The following is a 22,076-nucleotide window of genomic DNA, read 5'->3' on the forward strand; positions in this document are numbered from 1 at the left end:
ATCTATTCGGCGGCGTAGGATAGGGACGGGCTCTCGACCTCGGCCGCGCGCTCCATCCGGCGGATGGTGACGTGCATCCAGACGAGGCAGGAGACGACGATCAGGAACAGCAGCATGAAACAGCTCGACCAGACCCCGGTGAGGTCGTTCAGCGCGCCGAAGGCGATCGGCAGGATGAAGCCGCCAAGGCCGCCTATCATGCCGACGACGCCGCCGACCGCGCCGACGTTCTGCGGATAATAGACGGGGATGTGCTTGTAGACGGCGGCCTTGCCGAGGCTCATGAAGAAGCCGAGCACTGAGGCGACGGCGATGAAGGCGAGCGGGCCGATCTCGACATGGAAGGGGATCGGCCCGCTGATGCCGCGCACGACATAGTCTGCCGAGGGGAGCGACAGAACAAGCGTCGCGACGGCAGAGACGCTGAAGGTCCAGTAGAGCACGGTGCGGGCGCCGATGCGGTCGGACAACACGCCGCCATAGGCGCGGAAGATGCTGGCGGGAATCGAATAGGCGGCGCCGATCATGCCTGCGGTGGCGATGCCGAAGCCATAGACCCCGATCAGGTAGCGCGGCAGCCAGAGCGACAGCGCCACGAACGCGCCGAAGGCGAAGAAATAGTAGAAAGCAAAGCGCCAGACCTGGAGGTTCTTCAGCGGCGCGAATTCCTGCCAGAAGCTCCTCGCGGGTGCTGCTTTGYCGGCGCGGCGCTCGCGGATGACCGGATCGTCGTCGGTCGTGAACCAGAAGACGATGGCCATGACGACCAAAGCCGCCGCCCAGATCAGCGCCACCGACTGCCAGCCCCAGGCAAGCAGCACGAGCGGCGCCAGGAACTTGGTGACCGCGGCGCCGACATTGCCGACGCCGAAGATGCCGAGCGCCGTGCCCTGTTTTCCAGCGGGGAAGAAGCGTGAGACATAGGCGACGCCGACGGCGAAGGAGCCGCCGGCAAGCCCGACGCCGAGCGCGGCAAGCAGCATCTGCTCGTAGCTATGCGCGAAAGCGAGCAGGAAGGTCGCGACCGCCGCCGCGAGCATGGTCATGGTGTAGACCAGCCGCCCGCCATAACGGTCGGTCCAGACGCCGAGCACGGTGCGCACGAGCGAGCCGGTGAGGATCGGCGTGCCGACGAGGAGGCCGAACTCGGTCTCGTTCAGCCCAAGCTCCTGCTTGATGCGCACGCCGATGATGGAAAAGATCGTCCACACCGCGAAGCAGACGGTGAAGGCGATGGTGGATATGACAAGCGCCTGCCGGGAGCTGCTGTCCTGGCTTTGCGCGGCTGGGAGATTGGCGGTCATGACTGGCTCCGGTTTGCGGCGTCGGAGGCACCGCGTGTTGTGTCGATTATGATCAGCGCAACGGGACTTGCGCGGTCACTTGCGCACCCTTGTCCTCGGTTTCGTGATTGGCTGGGAACAGCAGCAACGCTGCGACGAACAGCGCCGCCGTCAGCGCGCTGCTCGCCACGACATCGCGGCGGGTGAAATCCTTGAGCGAGGGTCCGATCCGTCTGGTCATCGTGGTCTCCGGTCCAAAACGAAAAAAGCTGCCGTCCAGGCCCTCTCGCGTCCGTACATCCGGGATCGCGTGATGACCTGAGCGGCAGCTTTGCCTGTGGCGCCCACCATTGGACGCCTGTTCCATTGCCCGCGAACGGGCTTGATTATGTCAAAGCACGAAGCGTGCCAGTTTCACGCAGAGAGAGAAATTCAAGGAAAATCAATGTTGTAGGAATTTTGACCTTCGACCGCGCCGAGCGGCAAGCCGGTCAAACATTGATCAATGGCTTAGACATGCCGCATAAATTTTGTGCAATGCACAAGATTGACGCGCAAATGATCAGACGCGTTTCTGGCCGGCGATGTAGGCATCGATCCGGTCCGGATCGAAGGTCTGGCCGTCGAAAAATCCGTCCGGGCCGAGCACGAGGCTTGCCCCCGCCGAGCCGACCGGTGTCGCGACCTTCAGCGCCCCTTCGACCTTGGCATTGGCGCCGGGCAACGCCACGCCGAGGGGCTTCAGCGCCGAGCGATAAAGGTCGGGCCGGTAGCAGTCGCGCGCGATGGCGAGATTTTGCGGCGTGTGCGGCAACTGTCCCCAGCGCACCATCTGCGTGTAGAACCAGAGCGCGTGGCTCTTCCAGGGAAAGTTCGCCGCCTTGTCGAAGGGCAGGAAGAAATCCTCCACGCTCCGCTCCGCGCCGCCGCCGAGCTGAAGGCGTCCGGTGAGCGCCGGCATCTGGATCGCCTCCGGCTGCCCGAGGAAAGCGGACCTCGCCATCAGCGCGGCCTGCTCGCCGCGGTTCGCCGGATCCTGGCACCAGCGCGCCGAATGATGCAACGCCCTCAAGAGCGCCGCCAGCGCCTCCGGGTTCTGCTCGGCCCACGCTCTGCGCGCGCCGATGACCTTTTCCGGGCTGTTGCGCCACAAAAGCGCCTTGACGGTGACGATGTGGCCGGTGCCGGCTGCGACGGCGGCGCTGTTCCAGGGCTCGCCGACGCAATAGCCGTCGATGCGGCCGGCGGAGAGCGCATCGGCCATGAAGGGCGGCGGCACGATGACGATCTCGATGTCGCGGTCGGGATCGATGCCGCAGGCGGCGAGCCAATAGCGCAGCTCGTAATTGTGCCCGGAATGGGGGTGCACGACTGCGAAACGCAGAGGTTCGCGGCGGCCGGCGGCCGCCCGCTCGCGGATCAGCGCGCCGAGCGCGGCGCCGGCGCGCGCCGGGTCGAGGTCGGACGCAGCCCCTTGCGCCGCCATGCCTTGCCACACCGTGTTGGATACGGTGACGCAGTTGCCGCCGAGCCCGAGCGAGAAGGGCACGATGGTTTCCGACGCAAGCGGCGTGAGGCCAAGGCTGCAGGCAAGCGGCATCGGGCCGAGCATATGCGCGACATCGAAATGGCCGATGGCAATGCGGTCGCGGATATTGGCCCAAGAGGTCTCGCGCTGCAGCTTGAGATCGATGCCCTCATGYGCGGCAAAGCCCATCTCGGCGGCGGCGACCAGGACGGCGCTATCGAAGAGCGGCATGAAGCCGGCGGTGATCTGATGCGCGGCGCTCATGCTCATTCGCCCTCCAGCGGGCCCAGCAGCCCTGCCGCCGTCACCAGGCTCTGGGCGATCTCGGCGATCTTGCGGTTCTGGTTCATGGCGGTCTTGCGCAGGAGCGCGTAGGCCGCCTCTTCGCTTAAGCCCCGCGACTTCATCAAGATGCCCTTGGCCCGATCGACGACCTTGCGGTTCTCGAGTTCGCTGCGCGCCTCCTCCAATTCGCGCGCCATGCGCGAGAAAGCGTTGAAGCGGCTGATAGCCATGTCGAGGATCGGCTTGATGCGCTCCTTCTTCAGCCCGTCGACCACATAGGCGGACACGCCGGCATCGACGGCCGCCTCGATCGAGGCCCGGTCGGAGCGATCGACAAACATGGCGATCGGCCGTTTCACCGCGCGCGAAAGCTGGAACATGTCCTCAAGCATGTCGCGGTTCGGATTTTCGAGATCGATGACGATGACGTCCGGCTCCAGCGCGGCGATGCGCTTGGCTATGCCTGCCACGTCATGGACCACGGTGACGTGACGATGGCCGGCATCCCGCAATCCGGCCTCGATGATCGAGGCGCGGATGCGGTTCTCGTCGATAACAAGGATGGTCAACGAACCGGCCAGCATGCCTCTATTGTGCAGGCAGGCCCCAATTGTGCAATGCGGCAGTCCACCGAAAGATGGCCCCGGCCTCACGAAAGGCAGCTTCGTCGGGCCAGCGCGGGCTGCGACGCTATCGCGCCCCCGGAGCGCGTTGCTGGCGGACGGCGGGAACACTATAGCTGTTCCATCGTGCGCGAAGACATTCACACGACAGGCATACCGGCTCTCTGCGTTTCATGCGAGGCGCGGCACCGCGGTATATGCGGCGCGCTCAACGCCGAGCAGCTCCTGGCGCTTGCCAAATCGACAAAGCGGCAGAAGGCCGAGGCCGGCAAGGAACTGGTGGGCGATTCCACGAGCGTCGAGCGCTTTTCCAACGTGCTTTCAGGCGTCGCGAAGCTGACCAAGACGCTTTCCGACGGCCGCCAGCAGATCGTCGGCCTGCAATTCGCTCCCGATTTCCTCGGCAGGCCCTTCCAGAGCGAGAGCACGCTCACCGTCGAGGCCGCCACCGAGGTCGAGCTGTGCTCGTTCCCGCGGCAGGCGCTGGAGCGCATGATGAAGGAGCAGCCGGATCTCGAGCATCGCCTGCTCGAGCAGAAGCTGCGCGAGCTCGACCAGGCGCGCGACTGGATGGTGGCGCTCGGCCGCAAGACCGCGGCCGAGAAGATCGCGAGCTTCCTTTTGATGATCGCGCGCAACATCGATCCGGCACCCGGACCGGAGCGTCGGGACTCCACTTTCGAGCTGCCGCTGTCACGTGCCGAGATCGCCGATTTTCTCGGCCTTACCATTGAGACGGTAAGCCGGCAGATCACGCGGCTGCGCGGCGAAAACGTGATCCGTATCGAGAACAACCGCCACGTCATCGTCGGCGACATCGGGCGTCTGGCGGCGCGGGCCGGAGACTGATCCTCGGCTGGCCGCCCAAGACAAGCCGGTACGGCAGCCGCTACGAAGTCCTGCCGGAACCGCTGCCGTGAGCGCGGACAATCTCAGGCAGCACATGCTCGCGCTCGAAGGCGATGTGGCGGCGCATCGATTCGAAAAAGGCGCGCAGCATGTAGCCGAATGCCTCGGGATTCTCGATCAGCCGCCCATGGCCGTAGGCTAGAAGCGCCTCGCCGAGATCCGCTGCCGCGCTTTCGTCCTCCATATGCTCGAGCTTCAGTCGCGCGACGGTGTCTTCCTCGCCGGTCTGCTGCACAAAGGCGGGGAAGACGACCTCTTCCTCGAAGCGGTGGCACTCGCGCAGCAATGGCAGGAGGTCGGCCGCCACCGCGAGACACTGAAGCCGATCGACGCGCGACGGCAGATCGTCGGCAATGCCTTCGAGCATGTGGCAGAGCGCGAGTTTCTGCACATGAGCCCGCCTCATATCCGCCGGGCTGTGCAGCGGCTCCTCCGGCTTGACGCCCGTCATGATCGCTCCTCCGTCGCGCCCGGCTCAAGGTGTGGGCAAGGCGACGGTGTCCTCGACCGGTTGTTCGCGGACGGTGCGCAACTCGTACCAGAGCGCGTTGAGGATGCCGACGGATGCGGCCAGTCCGAGGCCGAGCATCCAGGAAAAATACCACATGGCTTGTTTCTCCTATTCAGTTCGATCAGTAGGCGGACGAGCCCGCCTTCTCGACGCTCTTTTCGCCGACCTTGCCCCACAGCACGCGGTAGACCCAGGCGGTATAGGCAAGGATCAGCGGCATGAAGATCACCGTGGCGATCAGCATGTTGCGCAGCGTCGCGCGGCTCGATGAGGCGTCGAAGACCGCGAGCGAATGGCCGGGGTTGCTGCTCGACGGCAACAGGATCGGGAACATTGCCAGCCCCACTGTCGCGATGATCGTCACGACGCCGAGATTCGAGGCAATGAAGGTCCAGCCTTCCAGCCGCGCCCGGAAGCCGGCGGCCGCAAGCAGCGGCGCGGCGACGCCGAGCGCGGGCACGATCCAGAGCATGGGATGGGCATGGAAGTTCGCCAGCCAGGCGCCGCCGTCCGCCACTACGGTCTTGATCAGCGGATTGGACGGCCCGTCCCAAACGATCGGCGATGTCACCTGGTAGCCGCCGAGCAGGCCGAGCCAGACCAGCACGCCGCCGCCGGCAAAGAGCACCGCCGTGATGATTGCGGAGCGCGTGCCGACGGCGCGGGCACGCTTCGCGACCATCCCTTCCGCCTTGAAGGTGAGCCAGGCCGCGCCATGCGTCACCATCATGGCAAGCGAAACCAGGCCGCAATAGAGCGCCAGCGGATTGAGCAGCCCGAAGAGGCTGCCTTCATAGATCGGGCGCAGGTCCGGCGTGAAGTGGAACGGCACGCCCTGCAAGGTGTTGCCGATGGCAACGCCGAAGATCAGCGCCGGCACCGCGCTGCCCACGAACAGCGCCCAATCCCAACGCGTGCGCCAGGCGTGATCCGGCCGCTTCGAGCGGTACTTGAAGGCCACGGGGCGCATGATCAGTGCCAAAAGCACAAGGAACATGGCAAGATAGAAGCCGGAAAAGCTTATCGCATAGAGCGCCGGCCATGCCGCGAAGATAGCGCCGCCGCCAAGGATGAACCATACCTGGTTGCCTTCCCAGACTGGGCCGATTGTGTTGATCGCCACGCGGCGCTCGGCGTCCGTCTTGGCGACGACGGGCAGCAGCGTGCCGACGCCCATGTCGAACCCGTCGGTCACCGCGAAACCGATCAGAAGCACGCCGAGCAGTATCCACCAGATCACGCGCAGCGTTTCATAGTTCAAGAGAAATTCGATCATCGTCATGATCCCTGTCACTTTGCCGGTTGCATCGCCGGGTCGGCGTTCGGGGCGAGATCGTCGATGACCTTCGCAACCTCGGGCCCCTTGCGGATGGCGGCCAGCATCAGCCTGACCTCGATGACGGCGAGCACGCCGTAGACGAGCGTGAAGCCGGCGATGGTGAGCAGCAAGTCGCTCACGCCAAGTTCCGACGTGGCGAGGAAGGTCGGCAGCACGCCGTCGATGATCCAGGGCTGGCGACCGAACTCGGCCACGAACCAGCCGACCTCGATGGCGATCCAGGGCAGCGGCATGGCGATGAGCGCCGCGCGCAACAGCCAGCGTGGCGCCTCGGTCTCGCGCGTCGTGTGCCACAGCGAGACGGCGAACAGCGCCAGCAGCGCAAAGCCGCAGGCCACCATCAGGCGGAAGCCGAAGAAGAGCAGCGGCACGTAAGGCACCGTCGACCAGGCGGCCTCCTTGATCTGCTGTTCGTTCGCCTGCCGCGGATCGGGCAAGTACCGCTTGAGCAGCAGCGCATAGCCGAGATCCTTTGAGCTTGCGTCGAACACGGCGCGGGCAGCGGTATCGTTGCGGTCGGCCTTGATCTTCTCCAGCGCGTCATAGGCGACGATGCCGTTGCGGATGCGGGCTTCTGCATGGGCGACGAGCTCGTCGATGCCGGGAATCGGCCTGTCGATCGAGCGCGTGCCGATGATGCCCATCACCCATGGAATGCGGATGGCGAAATGCGTCTCGCGATCGCTCTGGCTCGGGATGYCGAACGCCGTGAACGACGCCGGCGCCGGCTCCGTCTCCCACATGGCCTCGATGGCCGCGAGCTTCATTTTCTGGTTGTCGGTCAGCGCGTAACCGCTCTCGTCGCCGAGCACGATCACCGACAGCGCCGATGCCACGCCGAAGGCCGAGGCGATCACGAAAGAGCGCTTGGCGAGTTGGACATGGCGTCCCCTGAGCAGATACCAGGCCGATACGCCAAGCACGAAAGTGGCGGCGCAGACATAGCCGGCCGAAACGGTGTGGACGAATTTCGCCTGCGCCACCGGATTGAAGATCACAGCCATGAAGTCGGTGACCTCCATGCGCATCGTATCGGGGTTGAAGGCGGAGCCGACCGGATTCTGCATCCAGCCATTGGCGATCAGGATCCAGAGCGCGGAGAAGTTGGTGCCGAGCGCCATCAGCCAGGTCACGATCATATGCGCGCGCGGCGAGAGCCGATCCCAGCCGAAGAAGAAAAGGCCAACGAAGGTGGCTTCGAGGAAAAAGGCCATCAGCCCCTCAATGGCCAAAGGCGCCCCGAACACGTCGCCGACATAGTGCGAGTAGTAGGCCCAGTTCATGCCGAACTGGAATTCCATGGTGATGCCGGTGGCGACGCCCAGCGCGAAGTTTATGCCGAACAGCACGCCCCAGAACTTCGTCATGTCGCGCCAGATGGTGCGGCGGGTCATCACATAGACGGTTTCCATCATGGCGATCAGGATGGAGAGGCCGAGCGTCAGCGGGACGAACAGGAAATGATAGAGGGCCGTCAGCGCGAATTGCAGTCGGGAAAGATCTACGAGGAGAACGTCGGCCATGGAAGCATCCTTTCTGGGTACGCCTCATAACGCGGAAAGGATATACTCGGGTTGACATGGATCAATTCGTTTTGTCTCTCCGGGTGACAAAAGGAGTGCATGAAAATAGCCGCCGTTCCCGCATCGCCCTCTGATCCTGGCGTCTCGGCGCCTGCCGCATTCGAGGCGCTCTCCACCGCCGGGCGGCTGGCAAGGCACGGATTGCACGGTCTTCTCGCATTGCAGGCAATCCGCGCGGCTCTGCGGCTTGGCTTCGCCGCCACGGCGGCGATGGCCGCCGGCCGGCTCGTGATGGACGCAGCGGTCGATCCGTGGCCGATCGCCGCGGCGTTGGCGCTTCTAGCCGCCGCCTGCTTCGCCGGATTCGCCACCGACAGCGTGCAGGCGTCCGCGGAACACGCCGTGTCGACGCGGCTGCGGACGCTGGCGGGCGAGCGACTGAGCGAAATGCCGGCGCGCCAGCTGCAATCGCTCTCGATAGGCAGCTTGGTCGTTTCGATGCAGCGTCATCCGGAATCGATCGCCGCGCTGCAGGTCGGCCATCGTGCCGCCACGGCCATGATGGCCGCCGGCCCATTGCTCTCGGCCCTGGTGCTTTGCTTCGTCTCCTGGCAGGCGGCCCTGCTGGTCATCTGCCTGACGCCGGTGATGATCCTGTTCTTCGCATTGATAGGCAATGCCATCCGCCGCCGCGCCAATGCCCAGGAACGCGCCTTCGGCCGGCTGGCCGGCCAGTTCGCCGACCGCATCCGCACCTTGCCCACGATCCTCGCCAACCATGCGATGGCCGGCGAGGAGGCAAAGCTTGCCCGGCGCCTCGAAGCCTATGCGGACAAGACGATGAGCGTGCTGCGCATCGCCTTCGCCAATGCCGGTATCATCGACTTCTTCGCCTCGCTCTCGATTGCGCTCCTCGCGGTCTTCCTTGGCCTCGGACATCTGAAGCTTGCGACGATCCCGGGCTTCTCCGGTCTCGAACTCTGGCAAAGTCTGTTCATCCTGATGATCGCACCCGAATATTTCGCGCCCTTCCGGCGCTTTTCGGAGCAATACCACGCCAGGGCGGAAGGACAGGCTGCCGCCGCCGCGCTGGACCGGCTGCTCGATGCCGAGCCCGTCGCGGCGAAGACCTTGCCAGCGCTCGACCGATTGCGCCTGACTCTGCCGGCGCATGGCCTGATCGCCATCGTCGGCCCCAGYGGATCAGGCAAATCGACCTTGCTGCGCCGTCTCGCCGGGCTCGAATCGGGCGCAATGCCGGCGCCGGAAACCCATCCCCTGGCCACTGGAGAAATCGCCTGGGTTTCGACGGACGCGTATGTGCCCGAAGGATCGCTGGCCGAAGCCATTTCGTGGAACGCCGGTGCGGTAGACCGGAACCGGCTGGAGGACGTCGCAAGCGCGATCGGGCTGCTCGACGACGCGCTGCTGCCAGGCGGCCTCGATGCCAGGCTGGACAAGGGCGGCGCCAACCTTTCGGGGGGCCAGCGGCTGCGCATCGCGGTTGCCCGTGCGCTGCTTTGCGGACGAGCCGTGCTGGCCGACGAACCGACTGCAAAGCTCGACCGCGACACGGCCGAGGCCGTGCGGCGCATGCTGGTCGAAATCTCAACGACGCGGCTGGTCGTTGTGGCGACACATGACCGGGACCTTTCCGCGGCCGCCGACACCATCGTCGATCTCGCTCAGGGCGACACGGTCGAGGTGGCGGCATGAGCGCTGCGTTTCAGCCATCGAGCCGGAAGTCGTGGCGGCTGGCGACGGGCTTCGCCTTCGCCGCGCTGGCCTGCGCCACATTGCTGGGCGGCGTTTCCGCCTGGCTGCTGGGATCGGTGGCGATCGCCGGCCTTTCTGCCGCCGCCTTTACCTTCAACTTCCATATCCCGGCGGCTTTCATCAGGCTGTTCGCGATCGGCCGCACCGCGGCCCGCTATGGCGAGCGCCTGACCGGCCACAAGGCGGCGCTTGCCGACCAGGTATCGCGTCGCGTCGGGCTCTTCGCTGCCATGGCGGCGGCGCCGGCGGTTCGCCGGGCGGGCTGGCAATTCGGCGACGACGCGCGCCTTGCCGACTATCTCGACGACGTCGAGGACCTCGACTATGCCAGGCTGCGCGCCGGATTGCCGGCGCTGACGCTCGGCTGCGGCCTGGCGGTCCTCATCGTGGGCTCAGCGGCGCTGGCGCCCTTGTCCCTCCTGCCGATCGGCCTTTTGCTACTTGCCATCCTGCTCATGGGGAACCGGGTAGCCAAGGCCGGCGCCGTGGCGTTGGGGCGGACCAGATCGCTGCGTCGCGGAGGCGCAAGCCGGCTTGGCGCGGCCATGGCGTCGGCCGTCCCGCTCAAGGCCGAGCGCGCCTGGAGCCACGAATGCGCCGAAGCGCTTGCGGCGCTCTTCGGCGCCGACGGCGAATTGCTTGCGCTCCGTCGGCTCCAGGCCCGGCTGGATATGATAGGCGCGGCCTTCGGCCCGGTCGCCGGCATCGGCGTCATGGCCGCCGCCTGGCATGCGGGACGGCTAGGCTCGGAACTTCTCCTGCCCATGCTGCTTGCCTTCTCGTGGCTGGCGCTGGGCGAAGCGGTGAACGGCGCATCGCGCATGCTCGTGGCCGTGCTGCGCCGCAATGCGGCGCGGGCGGAGGTCGATCAATGGAGGCGAGGCGCTTCGCGCGACAGGCATGTGCCCGAGCCCCGGCCGTTCGAGCCGCGCATGCTGCTCCATGGCGGGCTGCAGCGTCGCGCGCCCGACGGGCGGCCCATTGGGGCGCTGCTCGCGTTGCACCTTGAAAAGGGCCGGCCGACGATGCTTGCCGGGGCAAGCGGCTCGGGCAAGACCAGTCTGCTCAAGCAGATCGCCGGCTGGATCGGCGAGGATGGTTTTGCCGCAGGCGACCGCATCCTGTCGGCAGCTGAGCGGCAGGCGCTCGCGGCGCTCGTCCTGCACGACGCGGTCATCCTCGAGGACACCGTCCGCGCCAACCTCTTCGCCGGCGATGTCCCGGACGCAGCACTCTGGCGGGCGCTGGAAGCCGTCGAGATGGACAGCCGCATCCGCGAGGCCGGCGGGCTGGATGCCTGGATCAGGCAGGACAGGTTCTCGCTCGGCGAGGTGCAGCGCATCAATCTCGCGCGCGCCTGGCTGTCGTCCCGCCCGCTGATGCTGCTCGACGAGCCGACCGAGCATCTCGATGAGGAGCAGGGCCAGCGCATTCTTGAGCGGCTGCTCGCCCACCTCGATGACCGGATCGTCGTCGTCTCGATCCATCGCGCGCCGCCGCTTCGCGATGTCCGCACCGTCGAGCTGCAACCGTAATCACGCCGCCGAGCTGTCCTGCTCCGCGGCATTGGGATCGCCCGGCGCCGTCGCCCAGGCGAGCTCGACCAGCGTCACGGTGCGCCGTCCGGCGCCGTCGACCTGGCAGACGATGAGCCCCTGCTCCTCGATATAGTCGAGCAATCGCCGTGCACGGCGCAGCGAATGCGAGCCATACGCGCGGGCGATGGCAGCATCACTAGGGCATGGCCAGCCCTCCTTCGCGGCGCGGGCGATCATCATGAACACGCCCTGCATGTCCTCCGGCAGCAGCGAGGCGCGCACGGAAACGTCCCGCCACGCATCGTCCTCGGCCATGTCGGAGCCGACGCCGGCGCGGGCCCGCGTCAGCATGCGGCGGAATTCCGCGAGGTCGGGCACGACCGAAGCCAGGCCCTCGATGCGGCAGCGGACCACGAACTCCTGGTAGAGCACGCCGATGACGCGGAAGCCCGCATCCGGYTCGGCCAGGATGGCGCGCAGGATGCGGTCCATCCGCTCGCGCCGCTCGGCGAGGTCCTCGGCGCTGGGCTGCGGCTCCGCCGGCTCGGGGCGGATGTCCAGCGGCGCGGCCTTGGCCGCCATCAGTTGGTCGAGCAGGTCGGGCGAAGGCCGGCGCTGCGGCCTGACCGTCTCCGGCGGCGGCGCGGCAAGAATGATGGAGCGCGCATCCTCGAGCGCGGCTTCTGGCAGCGGCATCAGCCGCGGCGTGCCGTTGCGCGGGCTGGTTTCGGTCTGGCCGATGCGCACGCTGAGCGGACGGCGCGACAAGGCAGGCCCAAGCGCCATGAAATGCCCGCGCTCCAGGTCGCGAAATGCTTCGGCCTGCCGCCGCTCCATGCCGAGCAGGTCGGCCGCGCGCGCCATGTCGATATCGAGGAAGGTGCGGCCCATCAGGAAGTTGGAGGCTTCCGCCGCGACGTTCTTGGCAAGCTTCGCCAGCCGCTGCGTGGCGATGATGCCGGCAAGGCCGCGCTTGCGGCCGCGGCACATCAGATTGGTCATGGCGCCCAGCGAAAGCTTGCGTGCCTCATCCGAAACCTCGCCGGCGGCGGCCGGCGCGAAGAGCTGCGCCTCGTCGACCACGACGAGCATCGGGTACCAATGGTCGCGCGCGACCTCGAACAGCCCGCCGAGAAAAGCCGCGGCGCGCCGCATCTGGTTCTCGGCGTCGAGCCCTTCGAGGTTGAGCACCGTCGAGACGCGATGGATGCGCGCCCGCTCGCCGGCCGCCTGCAGGCCGCGCTCGGTATGCTCCTCCGCGTCGATCACCAGATGGCCAAAGCGTTCGCCCAGCGACACGAAGTCGCCTTCGGGATCGATGATCGTCTGCTGCACCCAAGGCGCGCTCTGTTCGAGCAGCCGACGCAGCAGATGCGACTTGCCGGAGCCCGAATTGCCCTGCACCAGCAGGCGGGTCGCCAGCAATTCCTCAAGGTCGAGGGCCGCCGGCGCGCCTGCCGTGGTCTGCCCCATCTCGATTGCAACGGTCATATTTCGATTCGGATCGTCTCCCTGCGCGCGACGGGCTTACCAACCGGAGCGCCGCGCGTCGAGCACGGCCGGCGCCCGGTAACGCAATGTTCCACACCTATGGGCGAGCGTTAGCTCGTCTCAATAGGCGAGCATTAGCTCGCGAGCGGCGGTAGACTGTCGGCAATCGCACTGGTCGGACCACCATTTCGCTGGCGCAATTCCACCATTGGCGTATCATCTTTCCAAAGAGGGTTCACGGCGGGAGGAGGCTGATGAACGTCGCTTCAGAACTGCCCGACGTGGATCCGACGGTGCAAGATGTTGTTTCGTCTGCCCTTTCGAAATTTCGCGCCGGTGACACGATCTCGACCCGCGCGATGATCGACGCCATCCGCCAATCGGACCCCACCTGCGAGGACAGCGACGATCATCTGGTCGAGCTGATCGTCATGGCCGCCGTTGGTAAGACCATGGGCGTCGTCTTCGACCATCGCTCGCCCGACGAGCGATTGCCGCGACTGTCATAGCGAGCCCGTCGGCCGAAGCCTTCATCCACCGGGCGGAGCAAGGAGCGGGTTTGCCAACGCAGTCGCCGCCCGATAAGCCTAGCTTCCCAGTGGGTGCGGCATATAGCCGACAAAGCCGGCGATCTTCCAGCGCCCGCCGACCTTGCGACAGAAGTACAAGGTCTGCCACTTCAGCCGGTCGACGCCGCCATCGGCCTTGGCGACCGAGCCGTCGAACTTCTTGTGTAGCACCGCGCGATCGCCGTCGACGTCGATGTCGCGCATGTTGGTGACACGGAACAGCGCCTCGCGCAGCGGCTCGGCGAATTTCGTCGCCGCGGTTTCCTTGGCCTGCCGCAGCCATTCGTCGCGATAGATTTCGAGCCTTGGGAACTGCAGCCGCCAGGCATCGGCGTTGCTGAGGAAATGCGCATGCATGCCGAAGAAGCTCTCGGCGATGAAATCGTCCTCGACCATCGACCAGTCCTGTCCGAGGAAGGCATCGATGTCGCGCCGCACCAGCATTTCCCACAGCGCGTGACGGTCGGCATCGCCTTCCGGAAACGGGTTCTTGTCGAAGGTCATGCTGGATCTCCCCTCATATCTGCGCCGCCGGGCGGAGGCAGCGTCGAGCGCAACATGCTCACGCTTCTGTAATAAAGCAACATGGATTTCGAAAAAATGTTGCTTTCCGACATTGGCTCTAGGAGGATCGTGCCGACAAGCGTAGACGGCTATATGACCGGTCCCGTTCATTCGCCAAGAGGAGGCTTACTTGCCCAAGCAATGCTTTGGAAAATCGCATGTTCCGCTCTCGCCCGCCGTGCGGGCCGGCGATTTYGTCTATGTCTCCGGCCAGGTGCCGGTGGGCAACGACGGGCTGGTGGTGAAGGGCGGCATCGCCGARCAGACCGAGCAGGTGCTGCAGAACGTCAAGGCGGCGCTGGCGCTGGCCGGCTGCACCATGGACGATGTGGTGAAGACCACCGTCTGGCTGGAGGACGCCCGCGATTTCGGCACCTTCAACACTGTCTATGCGAAGCATTTCCCGAAGGATCCGCCGGCGCGGACCACGGTCGAGTCCCGCCTGATGATCGACATCAAGATCGAGGTCGAGGCGGTCGCCTACCGGCCGGTCTGATCGCCCCGGGGTCTGATCGCTTGGAGCAATTCCAGGAAAAGTGCTTAGCGGTTTTCCGTCCGGAATTGCGCGAAACAAAGAGAGGGCATCGATGCAGTTCGATTTCCTGATCAAGGGCGGGCGTGTCATCGATCCCGCATCGGGCCTGGACGCGCAGCGCGACGTCGCCATCGCCGGTGGCCGCGTCGCCGCGATCGACGCCGCCATCGATGCCGGAGCGGCGGGCGAAGTGGTCGATGCCAGGGACTGCATCGTCACGCCCGGCCTTATCGATCTGCACAGCCACGTCTATTGGGGCGGCACCTCGCTCGGCGTCGATGCCGACCGGCTCGCCGCCAAGAGCGGCACCACCACCTTCATCGACGCCGGCAGCGCCGGCGCCGGCAATTTCCTGGGCTTCCGCCGCCATGTCATCGAGCGCTCGAAGGTCCGCATCCTGGCTTATGTCAACATTTCCTTCGCCGGCATATTCGGCTTCGCCAAGACCGTGTCCGTCGGCGAATGCGGCGATCTCAGGCTTTGCGAGCCGCGCGAGACGGTGGCCGCGGTGCGCGAGCACGCCGATGTCGTCGTCGGCGTCAAAGTCCGCTCCGGCAAGCATGCCGGCGGCACGAGCGGCATCGCGCCGGTCGACCTCGCGCTCGAAGCCGCCGACAAGGCCGGCCTGCCGCTGATGGCGCATATCGATGAGCCGCCGCCCGGCCGCTCGGAGGTGCTGCCCAGGCTACGGCGCGGCGACATCCTCACCCACTGCTTCCGGCCGTTCCCCAACGCGCCGGTCTTCGCCTCCGGCGCGGTGCGGCCCGACATGCGCCTAGCGCGCGAACGCGGCGTCATCTTCGACATCGGCCACGGCATGGGCTCCTTCGACTTCGAGGTGGCGAAGGCGATGCTCGCCGAGGGTCTCGCGCCAGACGTCATCTCGAGCGACGTGCATCTCTACTGCGTCGACGGCCCGGCCTTCGACATACTGGTCTGCATGTCGAAGCTCATGGCGCTCGGCATGCCGCTGGTCGAGGTGCTGCGCGCGGCGACGGTGAACCCCGCTGAAGCGATTGCCCGGCCCGAGCTCGGTGCGCTGAAGGTCGGCGGCATCGGCGATGTCGCGGTGCTCAGGCTTCAGCAGGGCCGTTTCACCTTCGTCGACGCGGTCGGTGCATCATTGGTCGCGGACCAGCGCCTGGTCTCCAACGGCATCGTCATCGGCGGCAAATGGTGGCCGAACGAAGCACCCGACCACAATGAGACGGAGCGTTTCGAGGCCCATGCTCACCATACGCATGTGGATGTGGCGGCCAGGCATTTGGGGCGGAGGTGATCTCCCCCCTCGAGGGGGAGATGTCGCCGAAGGCGACAGAGGGGGTCGCCTCGCGTGGAGCGCCAACTTTCAGACGCAGCAAAGAGACCGAGCCCAGTCGGACCGACCCCCTCTGGCCTGCCGGCCATCTCCCCCTCAGGGGGGGAGATCGCAGCTTCACCGCCGCGCATTGCTCGGCTCGCCGTAAACCGGCGTCGCAATCCCCTCCATCCGCGCCTTGAGCTGCAGCGCCACATACTTCGAATAGAACCGCGACAGCGCGAGGTTGCCGCCATGGAACCACAGCGCTTCCTGCGCCGTCGGCTTCCACATGTTGCGCAGCTCGCCCTGCCACGGACCGGGATCGCCCTTCACGCCGGAGCCGAGGCCCCAGCACGGGCCGACCTTGTCGGCGACCTCGCGCGAGACGATCCCTGCCACCGTCTCGTTCATCGACTGGTAGCCAGTGCAGCAGACGATGGCGTCGACGGCGAGCTCGCTGCCGTCCTCGAATAGGATACCGCCCGGCGTCAGCGACTTGATGCCGACGCCGCTTTTCACCGCGATCTCGCCGTTCAGGATCAGCTCGCAGGCGCCGACGTCGATGTAATAGCCCGAGCCGGTGCGATAGGCCTTCATCAACAGTCCGGTTTCGTCCTCGCCGAAGTCGATGGCGAAGCCGCTGTCGCTGAGACGCTTGTAGAAATCCGCGTCGCGCGCCCTGATCACGTCGTAGAGCGCTCGCTGGCCCTTCGGCACCAGCGCGAACGGCGTCGAGGCGACGATCATGTCGGCCTTGTCGGTGGTGATGCCGCGCGCCAGCGCCTTTTCCGAGAAGATCTCGAAGCCGACATCCATCAGCGTGTTGGATTTCACCACTGTGGTCGGCGAGCGCTGGATCATGGTGACCTTGGCGCCCGCTTCCCAGAGGTCGACGCTGACATCGTGGCCCGAGCTTGCCGCGCCAATAACGGCGACGCGCTTGCCGCGGAATTTCTCGCCCGTGGAATACTGGCTGGAATGCAGGAGCTCGCCTTTGAAGCTGTCGGCGCCCGGCAATTCGATCTGTCGCGGCGGCCCGTAAGCGCCGGTGGCGAAGACGATGTGCTTCGGCTTCAGCGTGATGCGCTGGCCGACGCGATCGACCACGACGGTCCAGACCTTTTCGGCCTCGTCATAGGCGGCGCTGATGCATCTGGTGGCGACCCAATAGTTCAGCTCCATCACGCGGGCATACATTTCCAGCCAGTCGCCCATCTTGTCCTTGGGCGTGAAGACCGGCCAGTTTTCCGGGAATGGAATATAGGGCAGATGGTCGTACCAGACCGGATCGTGCAGCACGAGCGAGCGATAGCGGTTGCGCCAGGAATCACCGGCGCGCGCGTTCTTCTCGATGACAAGGGTGGGCACGCCGAGCTGCCGCAGGCGGGCGCCGAGCATGATGCCGCCCTGCCCGCCGCCGATCACCAGGCAATAGGGCTGTTCATGCACACCCAGATCGCGCGCCTCGCGCGCCCGCGCTTCCGCCCAGGTCTCGCGCTTCGGGTCGGCCTTGGGGCGGATGCCGAGCGGCCGCGCCGGACCCTTCTGCTCCTCGAAACCCTTGAGCTCGCTCATCGCCGTGAACAGCGTGCGGCAGCGGCCGTCCTTGAGCCGCAGGATGCCCTCGCCGCGCGCCACCGTCGTCTCGAACGTGAACCAGGCCTCGACGGTGCCGTCCTCGACGCTTGGCTCTCCGGACAGATGCCAATGCGACGGCCGCGCCAGATGGAGTGTGGTCTGCAGCATCTCGCGGATCGCGGCCTGCCCCTCCATGGTCTTGATGTTCCATGTGAAGGTCAAAAGATCGCGCCAGTAGCAATCCTCCACGAAAAGGCCGGTCGCCGCCTCGATATCGCCGGCCTCGAGCGCCCGACCGAAGGCGCCGAGCCAGGTAGCCGCCTGTTGCGATGGTGCGATGTCGAGCATTCTCTTCGGTCCTTTTTCAGTTCGAAAGCCGGCGCCGCCTTCCCCTTCTCCCCTTGTGGGAGAAGGTGTCGCCGAAGGCGACGGATGAGGGGTGCTCCAGGGAAAGCCAGCGTCTCACTCTGCTGGAACACCCCTCATCCGTCTCGGCGCTATCGCGCCGATCCACCTTCTCCCACAAGGGGAGAAGGAACAGTCGCTAATCTCCCAGCGGCTCCATCTCCTTACCTGTCCGATGGATCTGGGCGTTGTATTTGATGCGGCGCACCGTCTCGCGCGCCGGACCGTCGATCCTGTAGGCGGTCGCCACCGCCAGAAGATCGATGGCCGTCAGGAATGCGTAGCGTGACGCGGTCGGCTTCAGCGTGTCGGGATATTCGGGCACGGCAACCGTCAGCCGCACGTCGCAGACCCGCGTCAGTTCGGTGTCCGGCGCCGTCACGCAGATCGCGTTGGCGCGGTAATGCTTGGCGAGTTCCACCRCTTCGATCACCTCGCGCGTGCGGCCGGTGGCCGAGATCGCGATGACCAGATCGCCCGGCTTCAACGTCGAGGCGGTCATGCGCATCAAATAGGGATCGCATTGCGCGCTGATGGTGATGCCGTAGCGGAACAGGCGGTATTGCGTTTCCTGCGCCAGCGCCGACGAACTGCCGCCGAGGCCGAACACCGTCACCTGCCGCGCCGTGGCGATCAGCTCCGCCGCCCTCTGCAACTGTCCCGGATCGATCTGTCGCTCCGCTTCCTGCAGCGCGCGCCGCGCCTCGCCGAAGACGGCGTTCCAGAACGGCATGCCGCTGTCGCTGTTCGTGGGTTGCGGCTTGGTGGCGAGATAAAGCGCGCCGACGACAAGGCTCTGCGCCAGCTTCAGCTTGAAGTCGCGCACGCCGTCGCAGCCGATGGCGCGGCAGAAACGGGTCACCGTCGGCTCGCTGACTCCGGCGCGCTGYGCAAGCGCGGCATTGGAAGCATCGACCGCATATTTGACGTCGTCGAGCACGACATCGGCGACGCGGCGCTCGGCCGGCCGCAGCTCCGCATAGCTGTCCTTCACCTGCGAGATGATATCGGGAATGCGCCTGACATGGTCGTGCCGGCCGCCGTCTTCGTCGGTCGTTCGCAACACCTGGCTGTCAGCTTCGGTCATTRGCCAGTCCTCCCCAGCCCGCTTCGGGACCTGTCATCTTCGCGATTATCCGCCTGCTGGCCATAGGCAATCAACCGAAGCGAGTATGTAGGAAAGTAACACACATCGCAAGGGATCATAAAGGCGGTAAAAATCAAATATTTAGATAAAATCTGATGGAAGCTGATTGCTTCCGCCATCCGTCGCCGCTTGACAGTAAAGTAGGATAGTTACAGACTGATTTTGCGGACAGATGGGGCCTCCGGCAACCCATCGCGCAGTCTCCGAGGGGGAGCATGAGTACGGCAAGCGGAAGAACGCCGAAGCTCGGCGTGCAGGCAGCAACGAAGGTCTATCAGACGGGCTCCGGCGATCTGCTGGCGCTGGATCGCTGCAGCCTCGATGTGCAATCCAACGAGATCGTTTCGATCGTCGGTCCCTCCGGCTGCGGCAAGACCACGCTGTTGTGGTCGATGTCGGGCCTGCATCGGCTGACAGGCGGCTCCATCCTGCTCGACGGCAAGGAGATCACCGGACCGCGCCCCGAAATCGGCATCGTCTTCCAGGAAGCGAACCTGCTTCCGTGGCGCAATCTCGACGCCAACATCAACTTCCCCTTCGAGATCAAGGGCGAGAAGCCCGACCGCGCCTGGATCGCGCATCTGTTGAACCGCGTCGGGCTCGACGGCTTCGGCGGCAAGTTCCCGCGCGAGCTTTCCGGCGGCATGCAGCAGCGCGCCGCGATCGTGCGCGCGCTGGCGCTGAAGCCTTCGGTCCTCCTGATGGACGAGCCCTTCGGCGCGCTCGACAGCTTTACCCGCGAGGAGATGAACCGCCTCGTCGAGGAGATCTGGCTCGACACCAAGACCACCATCGTCTTCATCACCCACAGCATCGAGGAAGCGATCTTCCTCTCCGACCGCGTGGTGGTGCTGACGACACGGCCCGGCCGCGTCGCCAAGATCTACGACGTGCCGTTCCAGCGGCCGCGTTCGCTGGAGATCATGGCGACGAAGGAAGTCTTCGATCTCACCAACAAGATCAAGATGGACATCGTCGGCGAGCGCGTCCGGCCAAAGACGCCGGAACGGCCATCAGCCGAAATCGTGAGGATCAGGCCGTGAGCGGAGGCGACGCCATTCCGGAATTCTCCAAGTCKAAGTCGGGCGACGGCCAGGATGTCAGCCTGACCAATCTTTCGGCCTTCGCCAGCGGCCCCGGTATCAAGTCCGGAGCCGAAGTGGCGGCTATCCTCGCCGTTGCGGTTGTGATCATCGGCGGCATCGAGCTGGCGTTGCGCGTCTTCCATGTGCCGCAATACATCATGCCGCCGCCGAGCTCGATCGTTTACGCTCTCTTCGACGAGTTTCCGCTGATCGCGCCGCATCTCGGCTACACGCTGGTCGAGCTTGTCTCGGGCTTCGCCATCGGCGCCGTCGTCGGCCTGGTGATGGCCGCGGTGATTACCCAGTTTCCCTTCGCCGAAAAGATCGTCGCGCCCTACATCCTGATCCTCGTCACCACGCCGATGCTGGCGCTGGTGCCACTGCTCATCCTGCGTTTCGGCTTCGGCTACACGCCGCGCATCATCGCCGTGGCCCTGGCAGCCGGTCCGATGGTGATGATCAACGCCGCGACCGGCTTCCGCCGCGTCGACAGCGCCAAGATCGCCTTGGCCCGCTCCTATGGCGCGAGCACGCTGCAGATCTTCTGGAAGATCCGCGCGCCGATGGCGCTGCCGATGATCCTGGTCGGCCTGATGATCGGCGCGATCTTCGGGCTGCTCACCGCCGTCGGCGCCGAGATGGTCGGCGGCGGCTTCGGCCTCGGCAACCGGCTGACCTCCTATTCGTCGATGATCCAGATGCCGCAATTCTTCGCGGTGGTGCTGATCCTGTCGACGCTCGGCATCCTGATCTACGTGCTGTTCTTCCTGATCGGCAAGAAATGGGCGAGCTGGGAGACATAAGCGAAAAGACGGGGTCGCCCGGGAGGCGGGCGAAGGCAAGCAATCAACAAAGGGGAATGCCATGACCAACGAAAGCTCATTCGACACAGCGACAAGAGCGGGCATCAGCCGCCGCTACTTCCTGCAGGTGACGGCGGCGGGCGTCGTGACCGCCACCGCGCTCGGYGCGTCCGGCCTTAAGGCCAGGGCGGCGGGCTATGAGAAATTCACCTGGATCTCGCCGCGCGGCACGCTCGAAGTGCTGGACGACTATCCCTACTGGTCGGCCAAGAAGGCGGGCTATTTCGGCGACCTCGCCACCGACATGCAGCCCGGCCCGTCGGACGGCACCGCGACGGTGAAGTTCGTCGATGTCGGCCAGGCCGACATGGGCTTCCCCTCGCCCGGTGTCTTCTCCTTCGCCATCCAGAACGGCATGAAGCTGAAGTCCGTCTTCCACATGGGCGCGCGCGACACCTTCAGCATCGCCTTCCGCAAGGGCCAGGGCACCAAGAACCTCAAGGACCTCGAAGGCAAGACTATCCTGCTCGGCTCCGCCGCCTGGCAGGCGATCGTCGATCCGCTGCTGGCAGCCCAGGGTGTCGACATCAAGAAGGTGAAATATGTCGAGGCCGGCTGGCCGACCTGGGGTACCGCGCTTGCYGGTGGCCAGGGTGATGCGGCGCTCTCCTGGGAGGGCCTGYGCGCCGAATGGATCGCCAAGGGCCTCGACTTCGAGTACTGGCTGGGCGTGCAGAATTCCAAGCTGCCCGCCAATACTTTCGTCGTGCGCGCCGCCGACCTCGAGGACGCCGACAAGAAGGCCTTCCTGGAAAAATATCTGCGCGGCTGGGCGATGGGCCTCGAATTCGGCTATCAGAACCCGCGCGCCGCGGTCGAAGCGGTGTTCGAGCAGTTCCCGACCCTGGCCAAGAACCTCGGCCCCGAGCTCGGCACGACGTCGATCCTGCAGCAGATCAACGTCTTCCGCGGCGACATGGACAAGCGCGGCGGCTGGGGCTCGCACGACATGGCGAGCTGGCAGGGCTTCTTCGACGAGATCCTGAAAATTGGCCAGATCACCGCGCCGGTGAAGGCGGAAGATGTCTGCACCAACGACCTGATCCCGGCCGCCAACGATTTCGACAAAGCCAAGGTCAAGGCTGACGCCGACGGCGTGAAACTGTCGGAAGGCTTCGCCGCGCTCGACGTCGACAAGATCAAGGCGCACCTGTTCGATTCCGCCGTCAAATAAGACGGACCGATCGACCAACGGGCGGCGCATGGCGCCGCCCGAATATCGTT

The 22,076-nt window shown here is 65.5% G+C and carries 21 protein-coding genes; 9 read left to right on the forward strand and 12 right to left on the reverse strand.

Annotated elements, in window-relative coordinates:
* Positions 1 to 2: 2 nt before the first annotated feature.
* The 4 genes from LCM4577_RS06255 to LCM4577_RS06270 form a co-directional block, all read right to left on the reverse strand.
* Complete coding sequence (locus LCM4577_RS06255) at positions 3 to 1,304, reverse strand: nitrate/nitrite transporter (protein ID WP_071070252.1); 1,302 nt, start codon at positions 1,302 to 1,304, stop codon at positions 3 to 5.
* Between the two features lie 52 nt (positions 1,305 to 1,356).
* Entirely contained in the window at positions 1,357 to 1,524 is a 168-nt protein-coding gene (locus tag LCM4577_RS06260; protein WP_198540249.1) for a hypothetical protein, read from the reverse strand.
* Positions 1,525 to 1,845: 321 nt separating this feature from the next.
* Positions 1,846 to 3,075, reverse strand: coding sequence for a CmpA/NrtA family ABC transporter substrate-binding protein (locus tag LCM4577_RS06265; RefSeq protein ID WP_071070254.1), 1,230 nt, complete (start codon positions 3,073 to 3,075; stop codon positions 1,846 to 1,848).
* Between the two features lie 2 nt (positions 3,076 to 3,077).
* Entirely contained in the window at positions 3,078 to 3,680 is a 603-nt protein-coding gene (locus LCM4577_RS06270) for an ANTAR domain-containing response regulator (RefSeq protein WP_071070255.1), read from the reverse strand.
* A 162-nt stretch (positions 3,681 to 3,842) separates the two neighbouring features.
* On the opposite strand from LCM4577_RS06270, the gene LCM4577_RS06275 reads away from it, so the two are divergent.
* Positions 3,843 to 4,568, forward strand: coding sequence for a Crp/Fnr family transcriptional regulator (locus LCM4577_RS06275; protein ID WP_071070613.1), 726 nt, complete (start codon positions 3,843 to 3,845; stop codon positions 4,566 to 4,568).
* A gap of 40 nt (positions 4,569 to 4,608) precedes the next feature.
* Here the strand turns inward: LCM4577_RS06275 and LCM4577_RS06280 are convergent, their stop codons facing one another.
* The 4 genes from LCM4577_RS06280 to LCM4577_RS06295 are packed head-to-tail and all read right to left on the reverse strand — an operon-like array spanning position 4,609 to position 8,001.
* Positions 4,609 to 5,079 (reverse strand): hemerythrin domain-containing protein, encoded by a 471-nt coding sequence (locus tag LCM4577_RS06280; RefSeq protein WP_244508233.1) that lies wholly within the window; start codon positions 5,077 to 5,079, stop codon positions 4,609 to 4,611.
* 24 nt (positions 5,080 to 5,103) lie between these two features.
* Positions 5,104 to 5,235 (reverse strand): cytochrome bd-I oxidase subunit CydX, encoded by a 132-nt coding sequence (gene cydX, locus LCM4577_RS06285; protein WP_071032755.1) that lies wholly within the window; start codon positions 5,233 to 5,235, stop codon positions 5,104 to 5,106.
* A gap of 25 nt (positions 5,236 to 5,260) precedes the next feature.
* Entirely contained in the window at positions 5,261 to 6,415 is a 1,155-nt protein-coding gene (cydB, locus tag LCM4577_RS06290; RefSeq protein ID WP_071070615.1) for a cytochrome d ubiquinol oxidase subunit II, read from the reverse strand.
* Between the two features lie 14 nt (positions 6,416 to 6,429).
* A complete protein-coding gene (locus LCM4577_RS06295; RefSeq protein ID WP_071070257.1) occupies positions 6,430 to 8,001 on the reverse strand; it encodes a cytochrome ubiquinol oxidase subunit I in 1,572 nt (523 codons plus the stop codon).
* A gap of 99 nt (positions 8,002 to 8,100) precedes the next feature.
* Here LCM4577_RS06295 and LCM4577_RS06300 point away from each other — a divergent pair, with 99 nt between their 5' ends.
* Both LCM4577_RS06300 and LCM4577_RS06305 read left to right on the forward strand, forming a co-directional pair.
* The gene (locus tag LCM4577_RS06300) at positions 8,101 to 9,717 is read left to right on the forward strand and encodes an ATP-binding cassette domain-containing protein (protein WP_071070258.1); all 1,617 of its coding nucleotides are present in this window, start codon (positions 8,101 to 8,103) and stop codon (positions 9,715 to 9,717) included.
* On the forward strand, positions 9,714 to 11,312 hold the full coding sequence (locus LCM4577_RS06305) for an ATP-binding cassette domain-containing protein (RefSeq protein ID WP_071070260.1): 1,599 nt from the start codon (positions 9,714 to 9,716) through the stop codon (positions 11,310 to 11,312). Before LCM4577_RS06300 ends, LCM4577_RS06305 begins: the two co-directional genes overlap by 4 nt.
* On the opposite strand, the gene LCM4577_RS06310 is transcribed toward LCM4577_RS06305, so the two are convergent.
* Positions 11,313 to 12,806 carry an ATP-binding protein gene (locus LCM4577_RS06310; RefSeq protein ID WP_071070262.1) on the reverse strand — a complete coding sequence of 498 codons (1,494 nt, stop codon included), beginning with the start codon at positions 12,804 to 12,806 and terminating at the stop codon, positions 11,313 to 11,315. It lies immediately after the preceding gene.
* 254 nt (positions 12,807 to 13,060) lie between these two features.
* On the opposite strand from LCM4577_RS06310, the gene LCM4577_RS06315 reads away from it, so the two are divergent.
* Positions 13,061 to 13,315, forward strand: a complete 255-nt coding sequence (locus tag LCM4577_RS06315) for a hypothetical protein (RefSeq protein WP_071070264.1) — start codon at positions 13,061 to 13,063, stop codon at positions 13,313 to 13,315.
* Positions 13,316 to 13,393: 78 nt separating this feature from the next.
* On the opposite strand, the gene LCM4577_RS06320 is transcribed toward LCM4577_RS06315, so the two are convergent.
* Entirely contained in the window at positions 13,394 to 13,879 is a 486-nt protein-coding gene (locus LCM4577_RS06320) for a hypothetical protein (protein ID WP_040990257.1), read from the reverse strand.
* A gap of 190 nt (positions 13,880 to 14,069) precedes the next feature.
* Between LCM4577_RS06320 and LCM4577_RS06325 the strand changes: the two genes are divergently transcribed.
* Both LCM4577_RS06325 and LCM4577_RS06330 read left to right on the forward strand, forming a co-directional pair.
* Entirely contained in the window at positions 14,070 to 14,435 is a 366-nt protein-coding gene (locus LCM4577_RS06325) for a RidA family protein (RefSeq protein WP_071070266.1), read from the forward strand.
* A gap of 91 nt (positions 14,436 to 14,526) precedes the next feature.
* Complete coding sequence (locus tag LCM4577_RS06330) at positions 14,527 to 15,753, forward strand: amidohydrolase/deacetylase family metallohydrolase (RefSeq protein WP_071070268.1); 1,227 nt, start codon at positions 14,527 to 14,529, stop codon at positions 15,751 to 15,753.
* A gap of 156 nt (positions 15,754 to 15,909) precedes the next feature.
* Here LCM4577_RS06330 and LCM4577_RS06335 read toward each other — a convergent pair whose 3' ends face one another.
* A complete protein-coding gene (locus LCM4577_RS06335) occupies positions 15,910 to 17,700 on the reverse strand; it encodes an NAD(P)/FAD-dependent oxidoreductase (RefSeq protein ID WP_071070270.1) in 1,791 nt (596 codons plus the stop codon).
* 196 nt (positions 17,701 to 17,896) lie between these two features.
* Complete coding sequence (locus LCM4577_RS06340; RefSeq protein ID WP_071070272.1) at positions 17,897 to 18,844, reverse strand: MurR/RpiR family transcriptional regulator; 948 nt, start codon at positions 18,842 to 18,844, stop codon at positions 17,897 to 17,899.
* Between the two features lie 275 nt (positions 18,845 to 19,119).
* Here LCM4577_RS06340 and LCM4577_RS06345 point away from each other — a divergent pair, with 275 nt between their 5' ends.
* The 3 genes from LCM4577_RS06345 (at position 19,120) to LCM4577_RS06355 (ending at position 22,026) form a co-directional block, all read left to right on the forward strand.
* Positions 19,120 to 19,947: an ABC transporter ATP-binding protein gene (locus LCM4577_RS06345; protein ID WP_071070274.1), complete on the forward strand. Its 828-nt coding sequence runs from the start codon at positions 19,120 to 19,122 to the stop codon at positions 19,945 to 19,947.
* The gene (locus tag LCM4577_RS06350; protein WP_041004892.1) at positions 19,944 to 20,792 is read left to right on the forward strand and encodes an ABC transporter permease; all 849 of its coding nucleotides are present in this window, start codon (positions 19,944 to 19,946) and stop codon (positions 20,790 to 20,792) included. Before LCM4577_RS06345 ends, LCM4577_RS06350 begins: the two co-directional genes overlap by 4 nt.
* A gap of 61 nt (positions 20,793 to 20,853) precedes the next feature.
* Positions 20,854 to 22,026 carry an ABC transporter substrate-binding protein gene (locus LCM4577_RS06355; protein ID WP_071070276.1) on the forward strand — a complete coding sequence of 391 codons (1,173 nt, stop codon included), beginning with the start codon at positions 20,854 to 20,856 and terminating at the stop codon, positions 22,024 to 22,026.
* Positions 22,027 to 22,076 lie beyond the last annotated feature (50 nt).

The organism is Mesorhizobium sp. LCM 4577 (assembly GCF_001854795.2).
Taxonomy (GTDB): domain Bacteria; phylum Pseudomonadota; class Alphaproteobacteria; order Rhizobiales; family Rhizobiaceae; genus Mesorhizobium; species Mesorhizobium plurifarium.

Coding starts and splice junctions, on each gene's coding strand:
- LCM4577_RS06260 (WP_198540249.1), bottom strand. CDS start 1,524: ATGACCAGACGGATCGGACCCTCGCTCAAGGATTTCACCCGCCGCGAT.
- LCM4577_RS06270 (WP_071070255.1), bottom strand. CDS start 3,680: ATGCTGGCCGGTTCGTTGACCATCCTTGTTATCGACGAGAACCGCATC.
- LCM4577_RS06280 (WP_244508233.1), bottom strand. CDS start 5,079: ATGACGGGCGTCAAGCCGGAGGAGCCGCTGCACAGCCCGGCGGATATG.
- cydX (WP_071032755.1), bottom strand. CDS start 5,235: ATGTGGTATTTTTCCTGGATGCTCGGCCTCGGACTGGCCGCATCCGTC.
- cydB (WP_071070615.1), bottom strand. CDS start 6,415: ATGATCGAATTTCTCTTGAACTATGAAACGCTGCGCGTGATCTGGTGG.
- LCM4577_RS06305 (WP_071070260.1), top strand. CDS start 9,714: ATGAGCGCTGCGTTTCAGCCATCGAGCCGGAAGTCGTGGCGGCTGGCG.
- LCM4577_RS06315 (WP_071070264.1), top strand. CDS start 13,061: ATGAACGTCGCTTCAGAACTGCCCGACGTGGATCCGACGGTGCAAGAT.
- LCM4577_RS06320 (WP_040990257.1), bottom strand. CDS start 13,879: ATGACCTTCGACAAGAACCCGTTTCCGGAAGGCGATGCCGACCGTCAC.
- LCM4577_RS06330 (WP_071070268.1), top strand. CDS start 14,527: ATGCAGTTCGATTTCCTGATCAAGGGCGGGCGTGTCATCGATCCCGCA.
- LCM4577_RS06335 (WP_071070270.1), bottom strand. CDS start 17,700: ATGCTCGACATCGCACCATCGCAACAGGCGGCTACCTGGCTCGGCGCC.
- LCM4577_RS06345 (WP_071070274.1), top strand. CDS start 19,120: ATGAGTACGGCAAGCGGAAGAACGCCGAAGCTCGGCGTGCAGGCAGCA.